This is a genomic window from Pseudomonas sp. Tof1 (genome assembly GCF_055390395.1).
The window spans coordinates 1,240,020-1,265,884 of sequence record NZ_AP024344.1 but is presented as its reverse complement, the minus strand read 5'-3'; the positions used below and the strand labels follow the sequence as shown (position 1 = coordinate 1,265,884).

24 protein-coding genes and 1 pseudogene are annotated in these 25,865 nt (G+C 63.7%); 9 read left to right on the top strand and 16 right to left on the bottom strand.

From position 1 onward, the window contains the following. Nucleotides 1-12: 12 nt before the first annotated feature. On the top strand, nt 13-657 hold the full coding sequence (locus ACZ5KU_RS05740) for a response regulator (protein WP_081006000.1): 645 nt from the start codon (nt 13-15) through the stop codon (nt 655-657). A gap of 2 nt (nt 658-659) precedes the next feature. Here the strand turns inward: ACZ5KU_RS05740 and ACZ5KU_RS05735 are convergent, their stop codons facing one another. The 11 genes from ACZ5KU_RS05735 to ffh all read right to left on the bottom strand — a co-directional run bounded on the left by ACZ5KU_RS05735 (nt 660) and on the right by ffh (nt 14,033). After that, entirely contained in the window at nt 660-1,898 is a 1,239-nt protein-coding gene (locus ACZ5KU_RS05735) for an EAL domain-containing response regulator (RefSeq protein WP_464736911.1), read from the bottom strand. Between the two features lie 87 nt (nt 1,899-1,985). Further along, nucleotides 1,986-5,507 (bottom strand): ATP-binding protein, encoded by a 3,522-nt coding sequence (locus ACZ5KU_RS05730; RefSeq protein WP_464737390.1) that lies wholly within the window; start codon nt 5,505-5,507, stop codon nt 1,986-1,988. Between the two features lie 199 nt (nt 5,508-5,706). After that, the gene (gene thrC, locus ACZ5KU_RS05725; protein WP_054059191.1) at nt 5,707-7,116 is read right to left on the bottom strand and encodes a threonine synthase; all 1,410 of its coding nucleotides are present in this window, start codon (nt 7,114-7,116) and stop codon (nt 5,707-5,709) included. A 31-nt stretch (nt 7,117-7,147) separates the two neighbouring features. Further along, nucleotides 7,148-8,452, bottom strand: a complete 1,305-nt coding sequence (locus ACZ5KU_RS05720) for a homoserine dehydrogenase (protein ID WP_054059192.1) — start codon at nt 8,450-8,452, stop codon at nt 7,148-7,150. 140 nt (nt 8,453-8,592) lie between these two features. Further along, entirely contained in the window at nt 8,593-9,324 is a 732-nt protein-coding gene (locus ACZ5KU_RS05715; RefSeq protein WP_054059193.1) for a DsbC family protein, read from the bottom strand. Nucleotides 9,325-9,453: 129 nt separating this feature from the next. Continuing rightward, nucleotides 9,454-10,350, bottom strand: coding sequence for a site-specific tyrosine recombinase XerD (gene xerD / locus ACZ5KU_RS05710; RefSeq protein WP_054059194.1), 897 nt, complete (start codon nt 10,348-10,350; stop codon nt 9,454-9,456). Between the two features lie 111 nt (nt 10,351-10,461). Beyond that, nucleotides 10,462-10,812, bottom strand: a complete 351-nt coding sequence (gene rplS / locus ACZ5KU_RS05705) for a 50S ribosomal protein L19 (RefSeq protein WP_017904968.1) — start codon at nt 10,810-10,812, stop codon at nt 10,462-10,464. 45 nt (nt 10,813-10,857) lie between these two features. Then, nucleotides 10,858-11,610: a tRNA (guanosine(37)-N1)-methyltransferase TrmD gene (gene trmD / locus ACZ5KU_RS05700; protein ID WP_054059195.1), complete on the bottom strand. Its 753-nt coding sequence runs from the start codon at nt 11,608-11,610 to the stop codon at nt 10,858-10,860. Nucleotides 11,611-11,613: 3 nt separating this feature from the next. Next, entirely contained in the window at nt 11,614-12,150 is a 537-nt protein-coding gene (gene rimM / locus ACZ5KU_RS05695) for a ribosome maturation factor RimM (protein ID WP_464736910.1), read from the bottom strand. Between the two features lie 5 nt (nt 12,151-12,155). Continuing rightward, on the bottom strand, nt 12,156-12,407 hold the full coding sequence (gene rpsP / locus ACZ5KU_RS05690; RefSeq protein ID WP_017904965.1) for a 30S ribosomal protein S16: 252 nt from the start codon (nt 12,405-12,407) through the stop codon (nt 12,156-12,158). Between the two features lie 249 nt (nt 12,408-12,656). Further along, a complete protein-coding gene (ffh, locus tag ACZ5KU_RS05685; protein WP_054059197.1) occupies nt 12,657-14,033 on the bottom strand; it encodes a signal recognition particle protein in 1,377 nt (458 codons plus the stop codon). Nucleotides 14,034-14,221: 188 nt separating this feature from the next. Between ffh and ACZ5KU_RS05680 the strand changes: the two genes are divergently transcribed. The 3 genes from ACZ5KU_RS05680 to ACZ5KU_RS05670 all read left to right on the top strand — a co-directional run bounded on the left by ACZ5KU_RS05680 (nt 14,222) and on the right by ACZ5KU_RS05670 (nt 17,928). Beyond that, entirely contained in the window at nt 14,222-15,034 is an 813-nt protein-coding gene (locus ACZ5KU_RS05680; protein ID WP_054059198.1) for a cytochrome C assembly family protein, read from the top strand. Between the two features lie 12 nt (nt 15,035-15,046). Beyond that, entirely contained in the window at nt 15,047-16,291 is a 1,245-nt protein-coding gene (locus ACZ5KU_RS05675) for a transporter associated domain-containing protein (RefSeq protein WP_054059199.1), read from the top strand. Between the two features lie 323 nt (nt 16,292-16,614). Then, nucleotides 16,615-17,928, top strand: coding sequence for an MFS transporter (locus tag ACZ5KU_RS05670; RefSeq protein WP_054059200.1), 1,314 nt, complete (start codon nt 16,615-16,617; stop codon nt 17,926-17,928). A 124-nt stretch (nt 17,929-18,052) separates the two neighbouring features. Here the strand turns inward: ACZ5KU_RS05670 and purT are convergent, their stop codons facing one another. From purT to ACZ5KU_RS05645, 5 genes and pseudogenes are all read right to left on the bottom strand, one after another. Further along, nucleotides 18,053-19,234, bottom strand: coding sequence for a formate-dependent phosphoribosylglycinamide formyltransferase (purT, locus tag ACZ5KU_RS05665; RefSeq protein WP_054059201.1), 1,182 nt, complete (start codon nt 19,232-19,234; stop codon nt 18,053-18,055). A gap of 122 nt (nt 19,235-19,356) precedes the next feature. After that, the gene (locus ACZ5KU_RS05660; RefSeq protein ID WP_464736909.1) at nt 19,357-19,836 is read right to left on the bottom strand and encodes a preQ0 transporter; all 480 of its coding nucleotides are present in this window, start codon (nt 19,834-19,836) and stop codon (nt 19,357-19,359) included. Between the two features lie 365 nt (nt 19,837-20,201). Further along, nucleotides 20,202-20,417: a DUF1289 domain-containing protein gene (locus ACZ5KU_RS05655; RefSeq protein ID WP_054059203.1), complete on the bottom strand. Its 216-nt coding sequence runs from the start codon at nt 20,415-20,417 to the stop codon at nt 20,202-20,204. After that, the gene (locus ACZ5KU_RS05650) at nt 20,414-20,938 is read right to left on the bottom strand and encodes a gamma carbonic anhydrase family protein (protein ID WP_054059204.1); all 525 of its coding nucleotides are present in this window, start codon (nt 20,936-20,938) and stop codon (nt 20,414-20,416) included. Before ACZ5KU_RS05650 ends, ACZ5KU_RS05655 begins: the two co-directional genes overlap by 4 nt. 52 nt (nt 20,939-20,990) lie before the next feature. Beyond that, a pseudogene (locus ACZ5KU_RS05645) lies at nt 20,991-21,589 on the bottom strand (CoA pyrophosphatase). Nucleotides 21,590-21,730: 141 nt separating this feature from the next. Between ACZ5KU_RS05645 and ACZ5KU_RS05640 the strand changes: the two are divergent. The 5 genes from ACZ5KU_RS05640 (at nt 21,731) to ACZ5KU_RS05620 (ending at nt 25,863) form a co-directional block, all read left to right on the top strand. Then, on the top strand, nt 21,731-22,288 hold the full coding sequence (locus ACZ5KU_RS05640; protein ID WP_054059206.1) for an NUDIX hydrolase: 558 nt from the start codon (nt 21,731-21,733) through the stop codon (nt 22,286-22,288). 34 nt (nt 22,289-22,322) lie between these two features. Further along, entirely contained in the window at nt 22,323-22,826 is a 504-nt protein-coding gene (locus tag ACZ5KU_RS05635; RefSeq protein ID WP_054061877.1) for a L,D-transpeptidase family protein, read from the top strand. A gap of 176 nt (nt 22,827-23,002) precedes the next feature. After that, nucleotides 23,003-23,734, top strand: coding sequence for a GntR family transcriptional regulator (locus tag ACZ5KU_RS05630; protein WP_054059208.1), 732 nt, complete (start codon nt 23,003-23,005; stop codon nt 23,732-23,734). A gap of 19 nt (nt 23,735-23,753) precedes the next feature. Beyond that, a complete protein-coding gene (gene nagA / locus ACZ5KU_RS05625) occupies nt 23,754-24,860 on the top strand; it encodes an N-acetylglucosamine-6-phosphate deacetylase (protein ID WP_054059209.1) in 1,107 nt (368 codons plus the stop codon). Beyond that, a complete protein-coding gene (locus ACZ5KU_RS05620) occupies nt 24,841-25,863 on the top strand; it encodes an SIS domain-containing protein (RefSeq protein ID WP_152974370.1) in 1,023 nt (340 codons plus the stop codon). The genes nagA and ACZ5KU_RS05620 overlap by 20 nt, the downstream gene beginning before the upstream one ends. The last annotated feature ends 2 nt before the right edge of the window (nt 25,864-25,865 follow it).

Genomic DNA, 25,865 nt, shown 5'->3' with positions numbered 1-25,865 from the left:
TCGTCGTCACAGATGCCACTACGGATCGTCCTGGCGGATGATCATCCGATATTCCTGATCGGCCTGCGGGCCGTCCTCGAACGAACACCCGCACTACGTGTCGTTGGCGAAGCGAGTACGCCGGGGGAACTCTTCGATCGGCTCGACAGCACCCCCTGCGATGCGCTCGTGACCGATTTCATGATGCCGACGGCGGACCAGAACGACGGCCTGCGGATGATCGAGGCCCTGCTGCGCAACTACCCGGCCCTGCCGCTCGTGGTCGTCACCATGCTCAACAATGCCGGACTGTTCCGCTACATCCTCGATCAGGGGGTCATGGGGCTGCTGAGCAAGGCCAGCCTGGCGAATGAATTGCCCATGGCCATCCAGCATGTGCGCCAAGGCAAGGTGTTCGTGGCCGACTCCGTGCGCCAGACCCTGGCCCTGGCCGGGGAAGTCGGTACGCACCGGTTGGGTGACCCGGAACTGCTTTCACCGCGGGAACTGGAAGTCACCCGTCTGCTGGCGGCGGGCCGTACGGTGGGTGAGATCGCCGCACGCCTGTGCCGCAGCAAGCAGACCGTCAGTGCCCAGAAAATCAGCGCGATGCGCAAGCTGGGCCTACCCAACGATGCCGCGCTGTTTCTGTATCTGCAGGAACAGGGGTTGTCCTAGCTCTAGCCAGGTTGGCGCTCTCGCTCGGGGACGTTGGCGAGCCCTGCCCATTGCAACCAGGGCAGCAGTTCGGCACGACTCATCGGCGCGGCAATGAATCGCCCCTGAACCAACACGTCGCCCAGTTCCCGGGTCAGCCGATATTCCTCGTCGGTTCCAACCCCAGTGATGACCGCACGCAACCCCATGCCCTTGGCCATGCTCAACACCCCGGCGACGATCGAGCGTCTGCGTGAATCCTCGGCCATGCCGCTGACGAAACGCGGGGCGATCTTCAACTCCGAGAAAGGCAACTCAAGCAACCTCTGCAGCCCGGCACCGGCGACCCCAAAGTCACCGATCGACAGCTGGCAGCCGAGCATCCGCAAACGCAACATGCCTTCGGCCTGGGCCGCCTCGCTGGTGCAGTCGGTGCCGTCGATCACCTCCAGGGTCAAGCATTCGGCGGGCAGTTCGAAACGGGCCAGCAGTTCGCCAAGCTGGCCGGCGAAATCCGCCTGTTCCACCATCAACCCCGGGATATTCACCGTCACCGGCAGATACTGGTCGGTTCCCAGATACACCTCCATCGACAGCCCGATGGCCTGCTCGAGCATGTGCCAGGTCAGGGCCTGGGAAAGCCCGGCATACTTGAGCACCGGGATGAAGGTATCGGGCAGCAGCGTGCCCTGCTCCGGGTGTTGCCAGCGGGCCAGCGCCTCGACTCCCTGCACCCGGCCATCGCCACTGACCTTCGGTTGAAAGAAGGCCTCGCAGTACTTGCGGATCGCGCCAGGCCCGGCCCCCGCCTGCAACTCGTCCAGCGACAGCAGTTCACAGACCTGGGCCAACGGCAGACCGGGCCGCTGGCGGCCGAAACGGCGTTGATAGGTTGCCAGCAGCTCACCGAGTATGGCTGCCGTGGCAGGCTTGAGCAGGCAGCCCAGCACATGCAACCCCTGTTGCCGGGCCATGTGGGCGGCGCCCTCGCGCAGTTCCGTGTCAAGGCTGCTGAGAATGATCAGGGCCTGGGCCTCGCGGGTTTCCGCCAGGTGCCGGATCAGTTCCAGGCCATCACCCTCCTCCAACTGCAGATCGCAGATGGCAATGTCCACCGGCCCGCGATTGGTCAGCGACAGGCGCGCACTCTCGACATTTTCGGCAGTGAGCACATCAAAGACGCCATTGGCATTGAGCATCTGATGCAAGGCCATCAGTTGAAAGGGATTGTCTTCAAGAATCAGGATCCTGAGCGAACGCATCGATGATCTCCGCAGGTGGAAGCGGTGGTTATCCGCATCGGCCTTCCACCTTAGCCAGGCTGCCCGGGGTTCCCCATAGGACAAGTCCTAAAGTGCCGGTTTTTCCTGCAGGTTCGGCTCGATGTCGGCGATCATCCGGTCGATCACGGCCTTGAGCACCTGCCCGGTCGCGGGCAACTGCTCGGGCTGCCTCAGGCGTACGCAGTGATCCATGTCGACGCAGGCCTGCGCCAGGGCAATCGCATCGACGAGACAGGCGATCCCCTTGAGGCGATGCACGCAGGCCGCCACGCCGTCCCAGTCGTCCAGGCCAAGCCGCGATTGCAGTTCGGCACGCTCGTCGCGCAGGTTTCGCCACAATTCCAGCAGCATGTGCTGGAGCACGCCGGCATCGGCGTGGGTCATGTCGATGAGCGTCTGGATGTCGAAGGAGCTTTCCCGGGGCACGATCTGCGTCAACAGCCGAGTCAGGTCGTCAAGAAGAACCGGCTTGACCAGCAGGTCGTTCATGCCGGCCTGCTGGCAGCGTTGGCGCTCGTCGCTCATGGCATTGGCCGTACAACCGACGATCATGCAGGGTGGCCGTTGCGCCTCGGCCTCCAGCTGGCGCAGGGCCCGTGCCAGTTGATAGCCGCTCATGCCGGGCATGTTGCAATCGCTGATGACCAGGTCGAAATGCCGGCCTTGCCAGGCCTGCAACGCCGCCTGCGCGGTCTGGCAGGCCTCGACGTTCTGCCCGAGAAAGCCGAGCTGCTGTTGCAGCACCAGGCGGTTGGCGGACAGGTCATCGATGATCAGCACGTTCAGGCACGGCAGGCGACACCTTGCGCCGTTCGACGGTGCGGGTAGCACAGGTTGCGTTTCGCGCCTGAACGCCAGCTCGATGTGCACGCGGGTGCCCAGCCCCGGCTGGCTCTCAAGTTCGATGGAGCCGTCCATCAACTCCACCAGTTGCTTGCAGATGCTCAGCCCCAGGCCGGTGCCCTCATGCCCCGCATCGGCATCGCCGTGGGCCTGGACGAAGGGCGAAAACAGCATCGCCTGCTGCTCGGGGCCGATGCCCCGGCCGGAATCCTCGATATCGATACGCAGGCGGTCAGTGCCCGCCACCTGTGCACAGCGCAGGACCCGCACGCGGACGAATCCCCGGCTGGTGAACTTCAGCGCATTGCCGATCAGATTGTGCAGGATCTGCCGCAAACGCAGCGGATCGAGCCAATACAGGCTCGCCAGCAGCGGATCGATACCCAGGCTCAGGACGACGCCCTTGTCCCGGGCCAATGCCTCGAACAGTTGCACGACTCCCTCAAGCAGGTTTCTCAAGTCGGTCGGCTGCGGCACCAGGCGCATGCCACCGGCCTCGATCTTGGCCAGGTCAAGGCTGTCGCCGATCAGCGCGGTCAATTCCCGGGCCGACTGGTAGGCTACCTGCAACCCCTGCGAGAACACCTGCCCACGGGCCAGTGCCTGCTCCCGCTCGACCTCGAGCAGGCCGATGATCGCCGCCATGGGCGTGCGTATCTCATGGCTCATGGTGGCCAGGAACGCACTCTTGGCCTGGCTGGCACGCTCGGCCTGGCGGCGGGCCTCGGTCAGTTGCACCTCGAGCTGCTTTCGCTCGGTGATGTCGATCCAGCCCCCCAACAGCCCCTGCAACTGCGCCCCCGCCGAGTGGAACGGCACCATCCACAGATAGACATCGATGCTGCAATTGAGGAACTCCAGCGTCCGGTCACTGAACACCGGCTGCTGGTTCTCCAGCAACGACAGGAAGTCGTCATGCAGCGCCTGCGCGACCGCCGGCAGCAGCAGGCCCTCCTCGGTGATTCGACGCCCGCGCACCTGCTCCAGCGTCGTCGCCAGGCGTTGCTCATAGCTACGATTGCAACTGATCAGGCGCCCCTGCAGGTCCCGTACGAAGATCGGATCGGGAATGCCGTCGAGCAATGCGCGCTGGAACGCCAGCCGGTCACTGAGCTGCCGTTCGGCCTGGCGGCGCTGGCGAATCTGGACATTCAGGCGACGGTTCCAGATGAGCGAGACCCCGCCCACCACCAGCAGGGCAACAGCCAGCCCATAGGCCCAACGCGGCACCCGCTTCCAGACCGAGGGCGGCGCAGCCACCGGGACGGCACCCAGCCACTTGATGCGCAAGGCCCGCAGCTCTGCGACCGGAAAGGCCTCCAGGGACTTGTTGAGGATGCCGAGCAACTCAGGAGAGCTCTTGGCGACGGAGAAGCTGTCCGCCGACCAGAGCCCTTCCACTCTACGACCGACCTTCAGCCTGCCGGGAGGGTGCAGATAGGCCAGGGTGTCGCTCTGGATGGTTGCCGCCGCCGCACCGCTTTCGACCAGCGCCCTGGCCTCCTCCTGGGTCCGGACACCACGCAGCACCACATCGGGATACTCGCGGCGGATCATGGCCTGCAGTGCATGTTCCTCGGGCAGTGCCAGCACGCGACCGGCCAGTTGGCTGAGCGAGCTCAGCGGGGGCGCATCGACCGGTACGACAAATACCCAGGAACTGCCGCCAAACGCATAGGTGAAATTCAGGAAGGCCTTGCGCTCCGGGCTTTCAGCCAGCGAGCCATTCATCAGGGCCCGACCATCCTTGAGCATCTCCAGGGTCTGGACCGTGGAGAAACTCTCGTCGAAGACGAACTGCAGGCCGGTCATCCGCGAGATCCGCGCCAGCAGATCGGCATTGAGACCGACCCAACGATTGTGGACATCCTTGTAGATATACGGCGGGTACTGCTGGGAAGCCACGCTCACCCGCGGATGGCTGTCGATCCAGGCCTGCTCCGCCGCAGTCAGCTCGACTCGCGGCTGGGCGATGTCCGAGCCGAAACCGGTGGTCCAGCGCGCGAGGATCTCCCGCCGTACCGCTTCGTCCAGGCTATCCAGCACACGCTGGATCAGGGCGCCGAGCAGAGGCTCCGACTTGCGCGTGGCGAATGCGAAACCGATCGGTGGCAAAGCGCTTTGCCCGCGGATCTGCAAGCCCATGTAGGGGCGCAGGGTCTTGTAGGCCCTGACGATGACCTCATTGCCGATGAAGGCGTCGACCTCGCCCTGGAGCAGTGCCTCCAGGGCACTGTAGAGGGTCGGGGCGAGGATGATCCGGCTCTGGGGATAAGTGGCATGCACCACCGCGGCATCGGCGTAGCCTTCGAGCAGGAGTACCTTGCGTCCTCGCAGATCGTCGGGGTTCGGGGTTTCACTGCGACTGACGATCACCGAGCGATCCGGCATGTATTCACTGGAAAAGGCCAGTTCGGGAAAGCCCCGTTCGAAGCCGTTGGCGCTGGTCAGCACATCGATCTGCCCCTCGAGCAGCGCCTCGACGGCCTGGTCCCGCTCGACGAACCCCAGCACTTCCACCTGCACCCCGAGCCGATCGCGGATCAGGGCCACATAGTCGGCACTGATGCCCTGGTAGCGATTGCGGTCGCTGGTGATATCGATGGGTTCATAATCGGCCACCGAGATGCCCACCCGCAGCCTCCGGTCATTGCCCAGCCAGCGCCGCTCATCAGCGCCGAGGGGCAGTCGGGGCAGTTCGACGAACGACGCGGGCAAATTGAAGGGCAAGCCCTGGGCGGCCATCAGCTCGCCCGGCAGACTCGCCAGCATCACCCATGACAGCCACGCCAGAATGGAATAGATCGATCTCCCCGGAAACGCCATGGCGAAGTACCCGCCCCCTTTGATTCGATGGAAATGAAAAACAGGGGGCAAAGTTTGGCATGCAAAAACGATAAAGCCCGCCAAGGGGCGGGCTCTAAAGTGTGACCTTTCTAGTCGGTCAAAGCGGCTTGCCGCGGTTGCCATGCTGGCTGACAAAGGCCTGCATGACTTTAAGGTCATTGGCCAGAACCGTGCAGCGCTCTTCCCTTTCAAACAAATCCGAAAGGTGTGCAGGTAGTTCAAGCGCTTTTCCTACACCCGCTTTCTCAACTGCCTCAGGGAACTTGACCGGATGCGCAGTCCCCAGGATCACCATCGGAGTGTCCAGGCTGCGGCGGCATTCGCGGGCCGCCTTGACGCCGATGGCCGTGTGCGGGTCGAGCACTTCGCCAGTCTGGGCAAAGACTTCGGCAATGGTCTCGCAGGTTTGTGCATCGTCCACCGCCAGGGAGTCGAACAGCTTGCGCGCCTCGGTCCAGCGATCCTGCTCGACACTGAAACCGCCACCCTGCTTGAAGGTGTCCATCAGGCCGGCGATGGCCGCACCATTGCGACCGTGCAGGTCGAACAGCAGGCGCTCGAAGTTCGACGACACCATGATGTCCATGGACGGCGACAGCGTGGCATGCAGGGTTTCCTTGACGTACTGGTTGCCGCTCATGAAGCGGTGCAGGATGTCATTGCGGTTGGTAGCCACGATCAGTTGGTTGATCGGCAGCCCCATGTTGCGCGCCAGGTAGCCGGCGAAGATATCGCCGAAGTTGCCGGTCGGCACCGAGAACGAGACCGAACGCGCCGGGCCGCCCAGTTGCAGCGCCGCGTGGAAGTAGTAGACGATCTGGGCCATGATCCGCGCCCAGTTGATCGAGTTCACCGCCACCAGCCGCGTGCCCTTGAGGAAGCTCTGGTCGGCGAAGCTGTTCTTGACCATCTCCTGGCAGTCGTCGAAGTTGCCTTCGATGGCGATGTTGTGGATGTTCTCACCGAAGATGGTGGTCATCTGCCGGCGCTGCACTTCCGATACCCGGTTGTGCGGGTGCAGGATGAAGATGTCGACGTTCTCGCAATGCTTGCAGCCTTCGATCGCCGCCGAGCCGGTATCGCCGGACGTCGCGCCGATGATCACCACGCGCTCGCCGCGTTTTGCCAGCACGTAGTCCAGCAGGCGCCCCAGCAATTGCAGGGCGAAGTCCTTGAAGGCCAGCGTCGGGCCGTGGAACAGTTCGAGCACCCACTCGTTGCCGTTCAGTTGGCGCAGCGGCGCCACGGCGTTATGGGCGAACACCCCGTAGGTGTCCTCAAGGATCTTCTTGAAGTCCGCATCCGGAATGCTGCCAGTGACGAACGGGCGCATCACCCGGAAGGCCAGTTCGTGGTAGGGCAGGCCAGCCCAGGAAGCGATTTCCTCCTGGGTGAAGCGTGGCAGGTTCTCCGGCACGTACAGGCCGCCATCGCTGGCCAGACCGGCCAGCAGCACGTCTTCGAAGTTCAGCGCGGGTGCCTGGCCGCGGGTACTGATGTAACGCATGAAAAATTCCTCTCCAGTCGGCGATGCCAACTCAGTTCAAATGCTCGACGCGGATCCGCACGACAGGGCCGACCACGCCCTGCAGGGCCTCCAGCGCTGCGATGGCGTCGTTGATGCGTTGTTCCACCACGCGATGGGTCAGCAGGATCATCGGCACCAGGCCGTCCTGCTCCTCGACTTCCTTCTGCATGATCGACTCGATGTTGATCCCGCGTTCCGACAGGATGCTCGCCACCTGGGCCAGTACGCCTGGATGGTCCTTGGCCTGGATACGCAGGTAGTAGGCACTCTCGCAAGCGTCAATGGGCAGGATCGGGTGAGCCGACAGCGAGTCCGGCTGGAAGGCCAGGTGCGGTACACGGTTCTCCGGATCGGAGGTCATGGCCCGCACTACATCGACCAGGTCGGCGATCACCGAGGAGGCCGTCGGCTCCATGCCGGCACCGGCGCCGTAGAACAGGGTCGAACCGGCGGCATCGCCATTGACCATGACCGCGTTCATCACGCCGTTGACGTTGGCGATCAGACGATCGGCCGGGATCAGCGTCGGGTGAACCCGCAGCTCGATACCCGCGGCGGTGCTGCGCGCCACACCCAGGTGCTTGATGCGATAGCCCAGCGCTTCGGCGTAGTTCACGTCGGCGGTGGTCAGCTTGGTGATGCCCTCGGTATAGGCCTTGTCGAATTGCAGCGGGATACCGAAGGCGATGGAGGCCAGGATGGTCAGCTTGTGCGCGGCATCGATACCCTCGACGTCGAAGGTCGGATCGGCCTCGGCGTAGCCCAGGGCCTGGGCCTCGGCCAGTACATCCTCGAAGGTACGCCCCTTCTCGCGCATTTCGGTGAGGATGAAGTTGCCCGTACCGTTGATGATACCGGCCACCCAGTTGATCCGGTTGGCCGACAGGCCTTCGCGGATCGCCTTGATCACCGGGATGCCGCCCGCCACTGCGGCCTCGAAGGCCACGATCACGCCGTTCTCACGGGCCTTGGCGAAAATTTCGTTACCGTGCACGGCGATCAGCGCCTTGTTCGCGGTAACCACGTGCTTGCCGTTCTCGATCGCTTTGAGTACCAGCTCACGGGCAACGGTATAGCCGCCCATCAGCTCTACGACGACGTCGATCTCAGGGTTCGTGGCCACTTCGAAGACATCGTTGGTAATCGCAATACCGGTCGTTTGGAACTGAGGCTTTGGCGTGCGAATGGCAATTTGTGCCACTTCGATCCCACGCCCGGCACGACGAGCAATTTCCTCGGCGTTACGCTGAAGTACGTTGAAGGTGCCGCCACCGACGGTACCTAACCCACAGATGCCTACTTTGACCGGTTTCACTCTTGACTCCCCATGAAACGGCCGACACGAGGTCGGCCGTGAAAAACAGCCGCTGATCCACCAGCGGCCTGCTGTTTGAGACCGGCGGGCCAGAGGCTCGCGGTCGTGCTCGTCTGAAGACGGACTGCGACGAGACCGAATTACTTGGCTGCCAGCGCCAGTTTGGCGACTTGTGCGGCCGGCTGATAGCCTGGAATTACCTGACCGTCGGCCAAAACGATGGCCGGTGTACCATTGACACCGATCGACTGGCCCAGGGCGAACTGCCGGGAAACCGGGTTGGTGCATTTGGCCGCCTTGATTTCCTCGCCTTCGACCATCTTGTCCATCGCCGCGCGCTTGTCGGTCGAGCACCAGACCGCCTGCAACTGCTGGTCACCCGGCGAACCCAGCCCTTGGCGCGGGAACGCCACGTAGCGGACCTCGATGCCCATCTTGTTCAACGCCGGCACTTCGGCGTGCAGCTTGTGGCAATAAGGGCAGGTGGTGTCGGTGAACACGGTGATGTGCGACTTGGTTTCGCCGATGGCTGGATAGACCACGGTTTCCGCCACCGGAATACCGTTGATCAGCTTCGAAATCCCTAGGCGCTCGGTCTTCTCGGTCAGGTTGACCGGCTTGCCATCCTTGAGCTGGAACAGATAGCCCTGCATGACGAACTGGCCGTCGGCACTCGCGTACAACACACGGCTGCCCTTGAGCTTGACTTCATAGAGGCCACTCAACGGGCTGGCGGTGATGCTCTCCACCGGGGTCTCCAGCTGGAGGCTGTCGAGGCTCTTGCGGATCGCCTGTTCGGCCGCGTCGTCGGCCAGGGCGAAGGTACTGGCCAACGCCAGGGCGGCGGCGGCGAAAATCTGGATCAAGCGCATGGGAACTCCTGATAGCGGGCACGGGGCCAGGCTGGTCTGTCCATTCTGAAACGGAGCGACTGCAAGCGCCCGCATAGCAAACCGCTAGAGCCTAACACATAAGCCCGGCCGGGCCGAAGCCCGTATGGATCAACCGCGCGGGTGATGCCTGGCATGCATGTCCTGCAGGCGGGCACGGGCGACATGGGTGTAGATCTGGGTCGTCGACAGGTCGCTGTGGCCGAGCAGCATCTGTACCACCCGCAGGTCCGCACCATGGTTGAGCAGGTGGGTGGCAAAGGCGTGCCGCAGGGTATGCGGCGACAACGACTTGCTGATCCCGGCGACCTGGGCCTGGTGCTTGATCCGATGCCAGAAGGTCTGGCGGGTCATCTGTTCGCCACGCTGGCTGGGAAACAGCACGTCGCTGGGTCGCCCGCCGAGCAGTTCGCCACGGGCATCGCGCAGGTAGCGCTCGACCCAGACGATCGCCTCCTCGCCCATCGGCACCAGGCGCTCCTTGCTGCCCTTGCCCATCACCCGCAGCACGCCCTGGCGCAGGTTGACCTGCTCCAGCGTCAGGCTGACCAGTTCGGTCACCCGCAGACCGCAGGCGTACAGCACCTCGAGCATGGCGCGGTCGCGCTGGCCGATGGCTTCGCTCAGATCCGGGGCGTTGAGCAGGGCCTCGACGTCGGCTTCCGACAGGGATTTGGGCAGCGGCCTGCCCAACTGCGGCATCTCGACCTGCAGAGTCGGGTCGACGGCAATCAGCTTTTCCCGCAGCAGGTAGCGGTAGAAGCCACGCGCACCGGAGAGAAAACGCGCCGTGGAGCGTGGCTTGTAGGCCTGTTCCACACGCCAGGACAGGTGGTCGAGGATCAGTTCCCGCCCGGCACTGGCCAGTTCCAGGCCCTTTTCCTGCAGCCAGCCATTGAACAGCGCCAGATCGCTCCGATAGGCATCGCGGGTATTGTCCGAGAGGCCTTTTTCCAACCACAGGGCGTCGAGAAACTGGTCGATGAGAGGGTGATCGATGGCTGGCATAAAGACTCGAAACGCGTGACACGGCAAACGAAGTCAGAGTGCCCAAGGATAAAAATCCAGGCAACAAAAAAGCAGCCCGTAGGCTGCTTTTTTCTGCATCGGAAGCTGGACTCAGGCCAGTTTTTCCTTGATGCGAGCTGCTTTACCCGACAGGTCGCGCAGGTAGTACAGCTTGGCTTTACGTACGTCACCGCGACGCTTGACAGCCATGCTGTCGATTTGCGGGCTGTAGGTCTGGAAGGTACGCTCTACGCCAACACCGTTGGAGATTTTACGTACGGTGAACGCGCTGTTCACACCGCGGTTACGCTTGGCAATTACCACGCCTTCGAAGGCCTGCAGACGCGAACGATCGCCTTCCTTCACTTTCACCTGAACGACAATGGTGTCGCCCGGGGCAAAGGCTGGGATCTCTTTGGTCATCTGCTCGGCTTCGAGTTGCAGAATGATTTTGTTGGTCATGCTGTGCTCCTAAGGTAAATCGTCGGATCTACCATCGATACGTTGTTAACTATCGTCCCGCTCGCGGATGTATTCCTCGAGCAGCTTCTTCTCTTCTCCAGAAAGCGAGCGTCTTTCCAGAAGATCGGCGCGTCGTTCCGAGGTCCTGCCAAGGGACTGCTTCAGACGCCAACGCCGGATATGTGCGTGGTTGCCACTGAGCAACACGTCGGGAACACGCTGATCCGCATACACCTCCGGACGGGTGTAGTGCGGGCAATCCAGCAAACCATCCGTGAAGGAATCCTCCTCCGCGGAGTCCGCATGCCCTAAAGCTCCGGGCAGCAGTCGTGTAACCGCATCTATCAGGACCATCGCCGGCAGCTCGCCACCGGACAGGACATAGTCCCCAATCGACCACTCTTCATCGACATGCGCCTCAATGAAACGCTCGTCGATGCCTTCATAACGACCAGCAATGAGGATCAAGGCATCCTCTTTCGCCAGGTCGCGAACCGCCAACTGATTCAGCTGCCGGCCCTGGGGCGACAGGTAGATCACCTTCGCCGCCTCCCCCGCTGCCGCCTTGGCCTGAACCAGGGCATCCTCGAGAGGCTTGATCTTCATCACCATGCCCGGACCACCGCCAAATGGGCGATCATCCACAGTGTGATGTCGATCCGTCGTATAGTCCCGCGGGTTCCAACAGGTCAGTTGCAACAACCCCTGTTTCACCGCACGACTGCTGATGCCGTAGTCGCTGATGGCGGAAAACATCTCGGGAAACAGCGTAATCACTTCTACGCGCAGGCTCGCCATTGCTTAGAAGTCCGCGTCCCAATCCACCTTCATCTCGCCAGCGGCAAGGTCGACAGCCAACACGCATTGCTCGGTATACGGCAACAGGCGTTCGCGATCATCCAGGCTGCCCGGACAAGGCTTGACCACCATGACATCATTCGAGCCGGTTTCGAGCAGGTGATCGATCTTCCCGAGCAGTTGCCCGAGGGTGTCGATGACCTTGAGACCTTCCAGCTGGTACCAGTAGTACTCGCCGTCGGTCAGCTCAGGGAACAGGCTGCTTGGCACGCAGATCTCATAACCGGCCAGAAGACGAGCTTCTTCACGATCATCGAGACCCTTGAGCTTCGCGACCAGGAACTTTTCGTTCCCGCGTCCACTGACCAGCTCCACCTGTTTCACATTGCCCTCGCGCTTGAGCGTCCAGGTCTTGTAGTTCAACAGGTTCTTGATCGGATCCGTAAAGGAATAGACCTTTACTTCGCCGCGAACGCCATGAACAGAGTAGATCTTGCCGATAACGATCAGATCATCGGTAGAAGCAGGCGTCGCGTTCATATCGCTCAGGCCGCAGCCTTGGCGTTTTCCTTCAGCAACTGAGCAACACGCTCAGAAGGTTGTGCACCAACGCTCAACCAGTAGTTGACGCGCTCTTGGTTCACGGACAGACGAACTTCCTGGCCACGAGCAATCGGGTTGAAGAAACCCACTTGCTCTTTGTGCGAACCGTCACGAGCGTTGCGGCTGTCGGTTACGGTCAGGTGGTAAAACGGGCGCTTCTTGGAGCCGCCAAGGGCAAGACGGATTGTTAGCATGTGAACATCGTTCCTGTAGTCGGTGCTGCAAATCTAAATGCACAGCGGGCATGGGTGCCCGAAAGGCCGCATATTCTAAGGAATATCCGGACTTTTGCCAATGCCTTTTTCCGGCGTCCAGCGCCGTGCAATAGAGACCTGCCATGAAGCCGTTGCGATGAACGGCGGGTCAGCCCCGCCAATGCGGGTTGGCTGGAGTTCCCCGCATCCCTGCGGGGCAACGCCGACACGACGGCCGGCGCAGATTCCTTACATTTTCGGCATGCCGCCACCCGGCAGCATGCCACCAAGACCGCGCATCATCTTGGCCATGCCGCCCTTGGCGGTGAATTTCTTCATCATCTTCTGCATCTGCTTGTGCTGCTTGATCAAGCGGCCGATGTCCTGCACCTGGGTGCCGGAACCCAATGCGATCCGGCGCTTGCGCGAGCCGCTGATCAGCTCGGGATCGCGGCGCTCGGCCGGGGTCATGGAATTGATGATGGCTTCCATCTGCTTGAATTGCTTCTCCGCCGCATTCTGGGCGTTGCCCATCTGCGCCAGGTTCACGCCACCGATGTTCGGCAGCTTGTCCATCAGGCCGCCGAGGCCGCCCATGTTCTTCATCTGTTGCAACTGATCGCGGAAGTCTTCGAGGTCGAAGCCCTTGCCCTTCTTCAGTTTCTTGGCCAGCTTGTCGGCCTTTTCCTTGTCGAGGGTCTGTTCGGCCTGCTCGATCAGGCTGAGCACGTCGCCCATGCCGAGGATTCGCGACGCGATCCGGTCCGGGTGGAAGGGATCGAGCGCTTCGCTCTTTTCACCCATACCGATGAACTTGATCGGCTTGCCGGTAATGGCGCGAACCGACAGCGCGGCACCGCCACGGGCATCACCGTCGACCTTGGTCAGGACCACGCCGGTCAGCGGCAGCGCATCGCCGAAGGCCTTGGCCGTATTGGCCGCGTCCTGGCCGGTCATGGCGTCGACGACGAACAGGGTCTCCACCGGTTTGATGGCCGCGTGCAACTGCTGGATCTCGACCATCATCTCGGCGTCGACGTGCAGGCGGCCGGCGGTGTCGACGATCACCACGTCGATGAACTTCAGCCGCGCTTCCCGGATAGCCGCTTCGGCGATGGCCACCGGCTTCTGGCTGATGTCGGACGGGAAAAAGGTCACGCCGATATCGTTGGCCAGGGTTTCCAGCTGCTTGATCGCGGCCGGGCGGTAGACGTCCGCCGACACCACCATCACGCTTTTCTTCTTGCGCTCCTTGAGGAAGCGCGCCAGCTTGCCGGCGGTGGTGGTCTTGCCCGCGCCCTGCAAACCGGCCATCAGGATGACCGCAGGCGGCACGGCGGCGAGGTTCAGGTCCTCGTTGGCCGCGCCCATCAGGCTTTCGAGTTCGGCCTGGACGATCTTCACGAACGCCTGGCCCGGCGTCAGGCTGCGCGAGACTTCGGTACCGACCGCGCGCTCCTTGACCGAATTGACGAAGTCCTTCACCACCGGCAGGGCGACGTCGGCTTCGAGCAACGCCATGCGCACTTCACGCAGGGTGTCTTTGATATTGTCCTCGGTCAGCTTGGCCTTGCCGGTGACATGGCGCAGCGTCTGCGAGAGACGGTCGGTCAGGTTTTCAAACATGCGCGATCCTTTGAAGCCACTGAGGTAATGGGCCGCCGGCGAACGGAAAAATGCGCCTGGCGAGCCTGCAGCGTGGGCAGATCGCGAATTATAACGAGACTGCGTGCGCGGCACTAGCGCCACGGTCTTTCGTGGACTGGCGGTTATATGCCAAACTCAGCCCCTTTCGGGCTTGCTTCACAGGACTTATGTCTCCTCTGTCACCCAGTTTTCTGACCAGCATTGCCGCAGCTTGCCTGTATGCCGCCGCGGCCCTCTATCAAGGCGCGCGTCTGCGCCAGCGCGCCAAGGCCGACAAGCGCCTGCTGGTCGGGCTCGGCGCCTTCGCCGTACTGGCCCACGCCATCGCCTTGTGCGCCCACCTGGCGACCCCGGTCGGCCTGGGCCTGGATTTCTTCAATGCCGCCAGCCTGATCGCCGTCGCGGTGATTGCCCTGACCCTGGTCGCCTGCCTGCGGATTCCCGTGGAGAACCTGCTGCTCCTTCTGTTCCCGCTGGGACTGCTGACCGTATTGCTCGCGCAGTTCGCGCCATCGGGCACGGTACAGATCATCGACGAAGAGCCGGGCATCCTCGCGCACATCCTGCTGTCGATCCTCGCCTACGGCATGTTCACCATCGCGGTGTTCCAGTCCTTGCTGCTGCTGTTGCAGGACCACCAGTTGAAGAACAAGCACCCCTCGGGCCTGATCCGCAACTTCCCGCCGCTGCAGACCATGGAAAGCCTGCTGTTCGGTTTCCTCTGGGCCGGCTGGACCCTGCTGTCACTGTCGCTGATCTCCGGCTGGCTGTTCGTCGAGAACCTGTTCGCCCAGCACCTGGTGCACAAGACCCTGCTGGCCTGCCTGGCCTGGGTGGTGTTCAGCGTACTGCTGTGGGGGCGCAACCGCCTCGGCTGGCGCGGGCACAAGGCAATCCGCTGGACCCTGGCCGGCTTCTGCCTGCTGATGCTGGCCTATTTCGGCAGCAAGCTGGTTCGCGAATACATCCTGCACATCTGACGGGCCGAGAACATGGACAACCTGCCCGCCGGGCCGATGCTCGCCGTATTGGCCCTGCTGATCCTGTGGTCGGCGCTGTTCACCGCCATCGAGGTCGCCCAGCATCTGCTCACGGCCCAGCGTCCGGCCTCCCGCGCCGGGGACAGGCCAGCGGCCCGCCTGAGTTTCCCGCGTGAAAGCCTGATCCTCTGCAACACCCTGTGCCGCATCGTCGTGGTGATCATCGCCACCCTGCTCTCGCTGCTGCTCTGGGGCAACCACGGCCCCTGGCTGGCCTGCCTGGGCAGTGCCGTCGCCCTGCTGGTGCTGGCCGACTACCTGCCGCGCCTGCTCGCCGCCCGCTACCCCGAAGCCATGCTCGCGGTCGGCAATGCCCTGCTCGGCATCCCCCTGAAGATCGTCTATCCCGCGGCCTGGTTGCTGAACGGCAGCGCCCGCCTGCTGCTCAAGCCCTTCATCAGCAAGGCCGGCGCGGTCAGGCAGAGCGACGAGGACATGCCGCCGGTCGATCTGGAGGAGCCCGGCAAGGAACATTCGACCCGGCCACAGTTGCTGTCCGGGATTCACGCGCTGGACAACATCACGGTCAATGACATACTGGTGCCGCGCAGCGAAGTGGACGGGATCAACCTGGACGACCCGATCGAAGACATCATCGTGCAGTTGCGCAACAGCAAGCGCACCCGCCTGCCGGTGTTCCACAGTGATATCAACCAGGTCGAAGCGGTGCTCAACACCCGCCAGGTCCGCCATCTGCTGCCCGATGCCAGCCTGACCCTGCCCGCCCTGCTGAGCGCCTGCCATGAGCCCTACTTCGTTCCGGAAAGCACCCCGCTGCAATTGCAGTTGCTGAATTTCCACAAGCAGCAGCGGCGCCTGGGCATGGTCGTGGATGAATACGGCGAAGTGCTGGGCATCGTCACCCTGGAAGACATTCTCGAAGAGATCGTCGGCGAATTCGAAAACGAGCACAGCCTCGACAACCCGCACATCCACCCCCAGGCCGATGGCCGACTGGTGATCGAAGGTGCCGCCTCGATCCGCGAGCTGAACAAGAGCCTGGGCTGGCACCTGCCCTGCGACGGCCCCAAGACCCTCAACGGGCTGGTCACCGAAGCCCTGGAGACCATCCCGGAGAGCGCGGTCTGCCTGAAGATCGGCCGTTATCGCCTGGAGATCCTCGAAACCGAGGACAACAGGGTCAGCCGGGTGCTGGCATGGCATACCAGCGCGCCCCCCACGCCTCCGTCTCCCTGACGAAGCAGCACCTTCACTTATGGCATTCAGCCCGTCTGCCCATGGTGCCGGCGAGAACGCCCTCGCCAGCAAGCCGGCTCCGGCAGGGGCGGGTGCTACACGGGTGAGCGGTGCTCTTGTTCGATGCATGGGCGGCTTCCTATAATCGAATCGGCTTACCCAGCCTCACCGGACCGCCTGCCCACCCGCAACCCGCCCTCCGGCCCTGCACGCTGCAACTCCCCCGGCGCCGGACAGAACCCCGACCGGCCCGGCACAAGCCCTTATCCCTGGGTGTTCACTACTAACAATTCCTACGAGCAAGACTTTCAGGGAACCGCGTAATGACTGCCAGCACCACCCTCGACGCCCCATCGACCACACCGCTGAACTCCACTGCCCGGGTCGCGACCGCCAGCTTCATCGGTACCGCCATCGAGTTCTACGACTTCTATGTCTACGCCACCGCCGCTGCGCTGGTGATCGGACCGGTGTTCTTCCCCCAGACCGACAGTACCGCACAGATGCTGTCGGCGTTCCTGACCTTCGGCATCGCCTTTCTCGCCCGCCCGTTGGGCTCGATCCTGTTCGGCCACTTCGGTGACCGGATCGGGCGCAAGTCGACCCTGGTCGCCTCGCTGCTGCTGATGGGCGTGTGCACCACGCTGATCGGCGTGCTGCCCGGCTACTCCAGCATTGGCGCGTGGGCACCGCTGCTGCTGTGCCTGCTGCGCTTCGGCCAGGGCCTCGGGCTCGGCGGGGAATGGGGCGGCGCCGCGTTGCTGGCGACCGAGAACGCCCCCGAGGGCAAACGTGCCTGGTTCGGCATGTTCCCGCAGTTGGGCCCTTCGATCGGCTTCCTCGCGGCCAACGGCCTGTTCCTGATCCTCGCCATGAGCCTCAGCGACGAGCAGTTCCGCTCGTGGGGCTGGCGGATTCCGTTCCTGCTCAGCGCCGTGCTGGTGATCGTCGGCCTCTATGTGCGCCTCAAGCTCGAGGAAACGCCGATCTTCGCCAATGCCGTGGCACGTCACGAACGGGTGAAGATGCCGCTGGTCGAGCTGTTCAGCCGCTACTGGGTACCGGTGCTGCTGGGCTCGGTGGCCATGGTGGTGTGTTACGCGCTGTTCTATATCTCGGCGGTATTCTCACTGAGCTACGGTGTCGCCAACCTCGGCTACAGCCGCGAGACCTTCCTCGGCCTGCTGTGCTTTGCCGTGCTGTTCATGGCGGCAGCCACGCCACTGGCGGCCTGGGCCAGCGACCGCTTCGGACGCAAGCCGGTGCTGATCGTCGGTGCGCTGCTGGCACTGCTGTCCGGCTTCAGCATGGAACCGCTGCTGGGCCACGGCTCGACCTGGGGCGTCGCGCTGTTCCTGAGCCTGGAGCTGTTCCTGATGGGGGTGACGTTCGCCCCGATGGGTGCGCTGCTGCCGGAGCTTTTTCCCACTCACGTGCGTTATACCGGTGCTTCGGCGGCCTATAACCTGGGCGGTATCGTCGGGGCCTCGGCCGCGCCGTTCTTTGCGCAGAAGCTGGTGACAATGGGTGGTTTGAGCTGGGTCGGCGGGTATGTGTCGGCGGCGGCGGTGCTGAGCCTGATTGCCATTCTGTGCCTGAAGGAGACACGCTACAGCGATCTGGACAAGGTCGGCTGATAGCGGTGGGTTATGGCCGCCGTTGGCGGTTCGCGGCGGTGCGGCGTCCCGAGAAGCCCGGCGCCTACAGGTACGGCGGTGACCTGTAGGCGCCGGGCTTGTGCGCGAATAGGACGACGCGGTTTTAAAGCTCTACAACCACCGCCTGAGCCGCACGGGTCGCCTTGGCCCGCGCCGCTTCGATCGACTCGTCACGCGCCAGGGCCACGCCCATGCGGCGCTGGCCGTTGACTTCCGGCTTGCCGAACAGGCGCAGGGCGGTATCCGGCTCGCTCAGGGCTGCGCCGAGGTTGGCGAAAGCGGTCTGGGTCGACTGGCCCTCGACCAGGATCACGGCCGAGGCCGATGGACCGAACTGACGGATCAACGGGATCGGCAGGCCGAGAATGGCCCGGGCGTGCAGGGCGAACTGCGACAGATCCTGGGAAATCATGGTGACCATGCCGGTGTCATGCGGGCGCGGCGACACTTCGCTGAACCACACCTGGTCGCCCTTGATGAACAGCTCGACGCCGAACATGCCACGGCCGCCCAGGGCCTCGGTGACCGCCTTGGCGACCCGCTCCGACTCGGCCAGCGCCACCGGACTCATGGCCTGCGGCTGCCAGGACTCCTGGTAGTCGCCCTTTTCCTGACGGTGGCCGACCGGCGCGCAGAACGTGGTGCCGCCGATGTGGCGCACGGTCAGCAGGGTGATTTCGTAGTCGAAATCGATGAAGCCCTCGACGATCACCCGGCCCTTGCCGGCACGCCCGCCTTCCTGGGCATAGTCCCAGGCCTTCTGCACGTCATCGACGCTGCGCAACAGGCTCTGGCCCTTGCCCGAGGAACTCATCACCGGCTTGACCACGCAGGGGAAGCCGAGGTCCTGGACCGCCTTGCTGTAGTCCTCGAAGGTGTCGGCGAAGTGGTACGGCGAGGTCGGCAGCTTCAGCTCTTCGGCGGCCAGGCGACGGATGCCTTCGCGGTTCATGGTCAGTTGTGCGGCACGGGCGGTCGGCACCACGGTGAACCCTTCGGTCTCCAGTTCCACCAGGGTGGCGGTGGCGATGGCCTCGATCTCCGGCACGATGAAGTGCGGCTTCTCGGCTTCGATCACCGCGCGCAGGGCCGCGCCATCGAGCATGTTGATCACGTGGCTGCGGTGGGCGACCTGCATGGCCGGCGCGTTCGCATAGCGATCGACGGCAATCACCTCGGCACCCAGGCGTTGCAGCTCGATCACCACTTCCTTGCCCAGCTCACCACAGCCACAAAGCAATACGCGAGTCGCGGTCGGCGACAGTGGAGTTCCGATACGGGTCATTTCAGGTCCTCGAGGAAACGGATCATCGAAGGCACCCGCTCACCGGGCACCTGCTGGGAAGAAAGGCGGGCATTTTACATGAACTGCGGCGGTTCGCCTGTATGGCCTGCGCCCCGTTCGGGCTATCCCTTCAGGGCGTCCTGATGAACGGCCTTGCGCTGGCGCCAGGCCATGGCCAGCCAGACCACGGTGACCCCGGCGAACTTGGAGCCCAACGCGGTGAGAATCACCCCGGGCGTCAGGGCATCGATCAGGCCGAAGAAGATGAAGGTATCCAGCGGGATGCTCAGGGCCGAACTGATCCACAGACGGTCGTGCAGAGGGCGTCGGGTGATGGTGAACACCAGCCAGTCGATGCACTCGGACACGGCGAAGGCCGTGGCACTGGCCAGGGCAATGGCCGGGTCGGAGGTGACGTAGGACAACAGCAACGCCACCAGCATGGCGACGATCGCACCATGGCCGAAGCGGGTTTGCACCATGTCCCGGAGCACGAACACCAACCCGCCCCAGGCCGACCAGATGATGTCCAGGTGCGGCGCGCTGGAAAACGCGAAGTTGATCAGCACGACGCTGGCGATGTAGGCGATGAGAAAGAGCATGAACGGACGGGCTACCTGTCGATATAGCCACACAGGGTACTGCAGGAGCCGGCGCCTGGCGACAACCGTGTGGGAGCCGTCGCCGGCCCAGGGACACTGCCGCCGGTGCAGATGCTGGACTGGGCGCAAGGCTTACGGGCGTATTCGCGGGCAAGCCCGGCTCCTACAAGGGACGGGCCGCATGCAGAATTGGCGTTTGACGCAAATCCCAGGGACGGGCGTGTGCAGATTTGACGTTTGGCGCAAATCCCGGGGACGGGCGTGTGCAGATTTGACGTTTGGCGCAAATCCCGGGGACGGGCGTGTGCAGATTTGACGTTTGACGCAAATCCTGTAGGAGCCGGGCTTGCCCGCGAATATTTCCGTCAGGACACCGCTGGACTGGCTAACGTCCACAGAACGCCGGCCGCCCTGGCCCGCTCATGACAGCGCCCCAGCACCTCGCGTCGCTCGGCGTTGTCCATCCGCCCCCAGCGGCTGATTTCCCCTGCCGTGCGCTGGCAGCCGGTACAGATGTCCTGCTCGTCCAGCGCGCAGATGCTCACGCAGGGCGAGGCCACCGGGCGTTCGGTCGTGCTCATGCCTGGTCTTCCTGCAGGTCGCGGGCATACCGTTGCGCGTTATGCACGTAATGGGCCGCGCTGGCTTCGAGCATCTTCTTCTGCTGCTCGGTCAGTTCGCGCACCACCTTGCCCGGCGAGCCCATGACCAGCGAGCCGTCGGGGATTTCCTTGTTCTCACCGATCAGCGCATTGGCGCCGATGATGCAGTGCCTGCCGATCTTCGCGCCGTTGAGAATCACCGCGTTGATGCCGATCAGACTGTAGTCGCCGACGGTGCAGCCATGCAGCATGGCGTTATGGCCGATGGTCACGCCGGTCCCGATGGTCAGCGGATAGCCCATGTCGGTGTGCATCACCGTGCCATCCTGCACGTTACTGTTGGGGCCGATCAGGATCAGTTCGTTGTCGCCGCGCAATACGGCGTTGAACCAGACGCTGGCGCCCTCTTGCAGCTTGACCTTGCCCACCAGCACGGCATTGGGAGCCACCCAGCTCTGCGGATGGGCTTCGACGCGAAAGTCGCCCAGACGGTATTTCATGCGGTAATCCTCACGGCTCGGGGTACGGCGCCATACTGACGATGGCTTGGATTCAGAGATTGATGAAGCGCTGCGGTGGCTGGTACAGGTCGATCCGGGTGTCATACAGCAGGTTGACCAGCTCGACGATCATGATCGCCGTCAGCCCCCAGATCTTGTACTCGCCATATCGGTAGCTCGGCACGTAGCAGCTGCGGCCCTGGTAGTCGATGCGGTGGGTGTGCTCGCGCGGGTCCTCGCGAAAGAACGCCAAGGGCACATTGAACACTGCGGCGATCTCGGCATCGTTGGCCCGGTACTCGACGAAGTCCGGCACCAGGCCGACATACGGCGTGACCTTGAGACCGTACAGCGAGACCAGCGGGCTCAACGGCCCGACGATCTCCACCAGGCCCGGCGCCAGGCCGATCTCCTCCTCGGCCTCGCGCAGGGCGGTGAACACCAGGTCCGGGTCTTCCGGATCGCGCCGACCGCCGGGAAATGCCACCTCGCCGCCATGGGTCGAAAGGCCGCTGGCACGCAGGGTCAATACCAGTTCCGGCTCTTCGCTGCGCGTGATCGGCACCAATACCGCCGCCTCCGGAAAACGTCGGTCCGTTTCCAGGGGCCGGGGGTATGCTCTCTTACACGTCGAAGTAGCTCATCCTGCATAGCTGATCTCGATGTCTGACTTACCCTGCATCATGCACCAAACCGTCAGACCGCCCAACCCCTCAACTGTTTCCTGAATGCACAACTTGCCGACAGGCAGCGGCACACGCAAAAATAGACGGATCCTCCAGAGAATAGCCCATGAAGTTCTGCAGCCAGTGCGGCAAACCGGTCAGTCAACGTATCCCCGAAGGCGACACGCGCCTGCGCTTTGTCTGCGACCACTGCCAGACCATTCATTACCAGAACCCCAATATCGTCGCCGGCTGCCTGCCGGTCTGGGGCAGCCAGGTGCTGCTGTGCCGACGCGCCATCGAGCCACGGCTGGGCTACTGGACCCTGCCGGCGGGTTTCATGGAGAACGGCGAGACCGTGGAGCAGGCCGCACGCCGGGAAACGCTTGAGGAAGCCTGCGCCCGGGTGAACGACCTGAGGATCTACACCCTGATCGACGTGCCGCACATCAACCAGGTGCATGTGTTCTATCGCGCCGAACTGGCCGACCTGGACTTCGCCGCCGGCCCCGAGAGCCTGGAAGTGCGCCTGTTCGAAGAGCACGAGATCCCCTGGTCAGAGCTGGCTTTCAGGACGGTCGGGCGTACCTTAGAATGCTTCTTCGCCGACCGCCCTACCCAGGAATTCCCGGTACGCAGCGAAGCCGTGCCGCCCATGATGCCGAAGGCGGCCGACCCACAATAAGCCGCTCTGCCACCTTTCCAGGGATATCGTTTCAATGCGTTGGTTGTTAGCCGTCTTCTGCCTGTCGTTCGCCACGCTGTCCCAGGCCTCCGCCGCCGACCCGCTGCAGGGCCGGACCATCGAAAAAGTCTTGGTTCTCAAGTCCGCCCACCAGTTGCAACTGATCAACGACGGCAAGCCGCTGAAGACCTACCGGATCTCCCTGGGCCGCAACCCCAAGGGCCCCAAGCTGATCGAGGGCGACCGCCGCACGCCGGAAGGGTTCTACTGGATCGACTGGCGCAAGACCAGCGAGAAGTTCAACCTGTCGATGCACATCTCCTACCCGAACATCAGCGACGCCGCCCGCGCCCGCCGCGAGGGCGTCAACCCCGGCAGCATGATCATGATCCACGGCACACCGGACTCCGAGGACTACCCGGAGCAATGGCTGCATACCCTGGACTGGACCGACGGCTGCATCGGCATGCGCAACGTCGACATGCGCGAGGTGTGGAACCTGGTCAAGGACGGCACCCTGGTGGAAATCCGCCCCTGAGCCTGCGTGCAACCACCCTGATACCACTCAATCGCGAAAAGCCCGGCATGCCACCCATGCCGGGCTTTTTGTTACGTTCGGGAAAGACCACTGGCATTGACATGGTATTCAAGTGGTATTACTTTCAATACCACTACCGAGCACAAGAACGCCAACAACCGCATCGGAAAACCTGCATGGACAAGATCCTCGCCCTGCGACCTGACGAGTCCCAACCGACACCGCTGTACCTGCAACTGGCACGCAACCTCGAGGCCGCCATTCATGCCGGCCAATGGAAAGCCGAACAGGCGCTGCCCTCGGAACGCAACCTGAGCGAGTTGCTGGGCATTTCCCGGGTCACCTCGCGCAAGGCCCTGGAGGTACTTCTCGAACAAGGCCTGATCCGTCGCAACCAGGGCTCCGGCACCTTCATCACCCCACGGCTGGAGCAGCCGCTGTCACGCCTTTCCAGCTTCAGCGAAATGCTCCGTTCCAAGGGCTTCGTACCCGGTTCCCAATGGCTGGAACGCCATATCACTCTGCCCAGCCATGAAGAGCTGATCCGCCTGGCCCTCTCGCCCAGTGCCGAGGTTGCGCGCCTCAAGCGCCTGCGCAAGGCCGACGACACGGTGATGGCGATCGAGATGAGCACCCTGCCCGCCACGCTGCTCCCCGAACCGGAGAAGATCGGCGATTCGCTCTACGAATACCTGGACGGTATCGGCCGCCCCGTGGTGCGGGCACTGCAACATATCCGCGCGATCAATGCCTCGCCGGACTTCGCCGCCCTGGTCGGCATCGAGCCCGGTACCGCGATGCTGCTGATGACCCGCGTCGGCTACCTGGAGGACAACACCCCCATCGAACTGACCGACACCTATTGCCGCAACGACTACTACGACTTCGTCGCCGAGTTGCGACGCTAGCCAGCCTGGGGAAGCCGCCATGTCCGAAGACAACATCCTGACCGCCCAAGGCTGGGTTCGCGGTCGCCTGATCCACCGGCAAGGCCGGGTGCTGCGCATCGAAGGCGAGCCCTGCGAGCCGGCCGACAACGATCTGCCCTACCTGCTGCCGGGCTTCATCGACCTGCATGTCCACGGCGGTGGCGGCAGGGACATCATGCAGGGTGGCGATGCCTTCGAGACCATCGCCCGCACCCACCTGCGCTTCGGCACCACCGCCCTGCTGGCGACCACCATGACCGCGCCATCCGAAGAGATCGGCGCGATCCTCGCCCAACTCGGCCCCTGTTGCGAACAACGCCCGCCAGGCACGGCGCGTATCCTCGGCGTGCACCTCGAAGGCCCGTTCATCAACCCCGGCAAGCTCGGCGCCCAGCCGAATTTCGCCCACACCGCGATCGCCGCCGAAGTCGATGAATACCTGCGCCTCGCGCCGATCCGGGTGATCACCATCGCCCCGGAAATCGCCGGCCACGAACACCTGATCCGCAGCCTCAGCCAACGCGGCATTCGCATGCAGATCGGCCACACCCTGGGCAGCTACGAGGAAGGCGTCGCCGCCCTCGCCGCCGGGGCCAGCAGCTTCACCCACCTGTACAACGCCATGAGCCCGCTGCACCACCGCGAACCGGGCATCGTCGGGGCCGCGCTGGCCCACGCGCGCTACGCCGAGCTGATCCCCGATCTGTTGCACGTGCACCCGGGGGCGATGCGCGTAGCACTGCGCTCGATACCCTGCCTCTACTGCGTGACCGACTCGACCGCCGCCGCCGGCATGCCCGATGGCGAGTACCGGCTCGGCAGCCACACCGTGACCAAGTGCCTGGGCGGCGTGCGGTTGGCCGATGGCACCCTGGCCGGCAGCACCCTGACCATGGACCAGGCCCTGCGCAACCTGGTGAAGATCGGCCTGCCCATCGCCGAAGCCTCGCAACGGCTCTCGCAGTTTCCCGCCGACTATCTCGGCCTCACCGAACGCGGGCGCCTGCAGCCGGGGAGCTGGGCCGACTGCGTGCGCCTGGATCGCTCACTGACACTGACCGCGGTAATGGTCGAAGGAGAAGCCGTTGACTTGCAGAATGCTTGAAGAGGCGCTGTCCTCCCATGAGGCGGTCAGCCGCCAGTTGCAGGGGCTCGATGACCAACTGATCGCCATCGGCGCGCGTCTGCGCGAGCGGCCGCCCCAGGTAGCGATGACCGTCGCCCGCGGCAGCTCCGACCATGCCGCCAGCTACTTCGCCTACCTGACCATGCAACAGACCGGCGTGCCGGTGGCCTCGCTGCCGATGTCGGTGGTCACCCTGCGGCACTCGCCACTGCAGGTCCACGGCCAGGCGGTATTCGCCTTTTCCCAGTCCGGGCAGAGTCCCGACCTGGTCGACAGCCTGCACCTGCTGCGCGACCGCGGGGCCCTGAGCGTGGCCATGGTGAACGTCCCCGACTCACCGTTGCAGGCCGCCTGCGAATACACCCTCCCGTTGCTGGCCGGGCCCGAACAGAGCGTCGCCGCGACCAAGAGTTTCATCGCCACCCTCAGTGCCAGCGCCCGGCTGCTGGGTTACTGGCAATACGACCCCGCATTGCTGGAGGCCGGCCGGGCCCTGCCCGAAGGCCTGCAACAGGCGGCGGCACAGGACTGGAGCCCGGCACTGGAGGTGTTGCGCGCCAGCGAACGGCTGATGGTGATCGGCCGTGGCGCCGGCTTCGCCATCGCCCAGGAAGCCGCGCTGAAATTCAAGGAAACCTCGGCGATCCAGGCGGAAGCCTTCAGCAGCGCGGAGGTCCGTCACGGTCCGATGGCCCTGATCGAGGCCGGTTATCCACTGCTGGTCTTCGCCCCCCGTGGCGCGGAGCAGGCCGGGCTGCTCAAGCTCGCCAGCGACATGCGCCAGCGCGGTGCGCGGGTGCTGCTCGCCGCCCCCACCGACATCGCCGAGCGTGACCTGGACCTGGCCTGCGCGCGCCACCCGGCCCTCGACCCGATCCTGGCGATCCAGAGTTTCTACGTGATGGCCGCGCAACTGGCCGTGGCCCGCGGCATGGACCCCGACCAACCGCGTCACCTGAGCAAAGTCACCCGTACCCACTGACG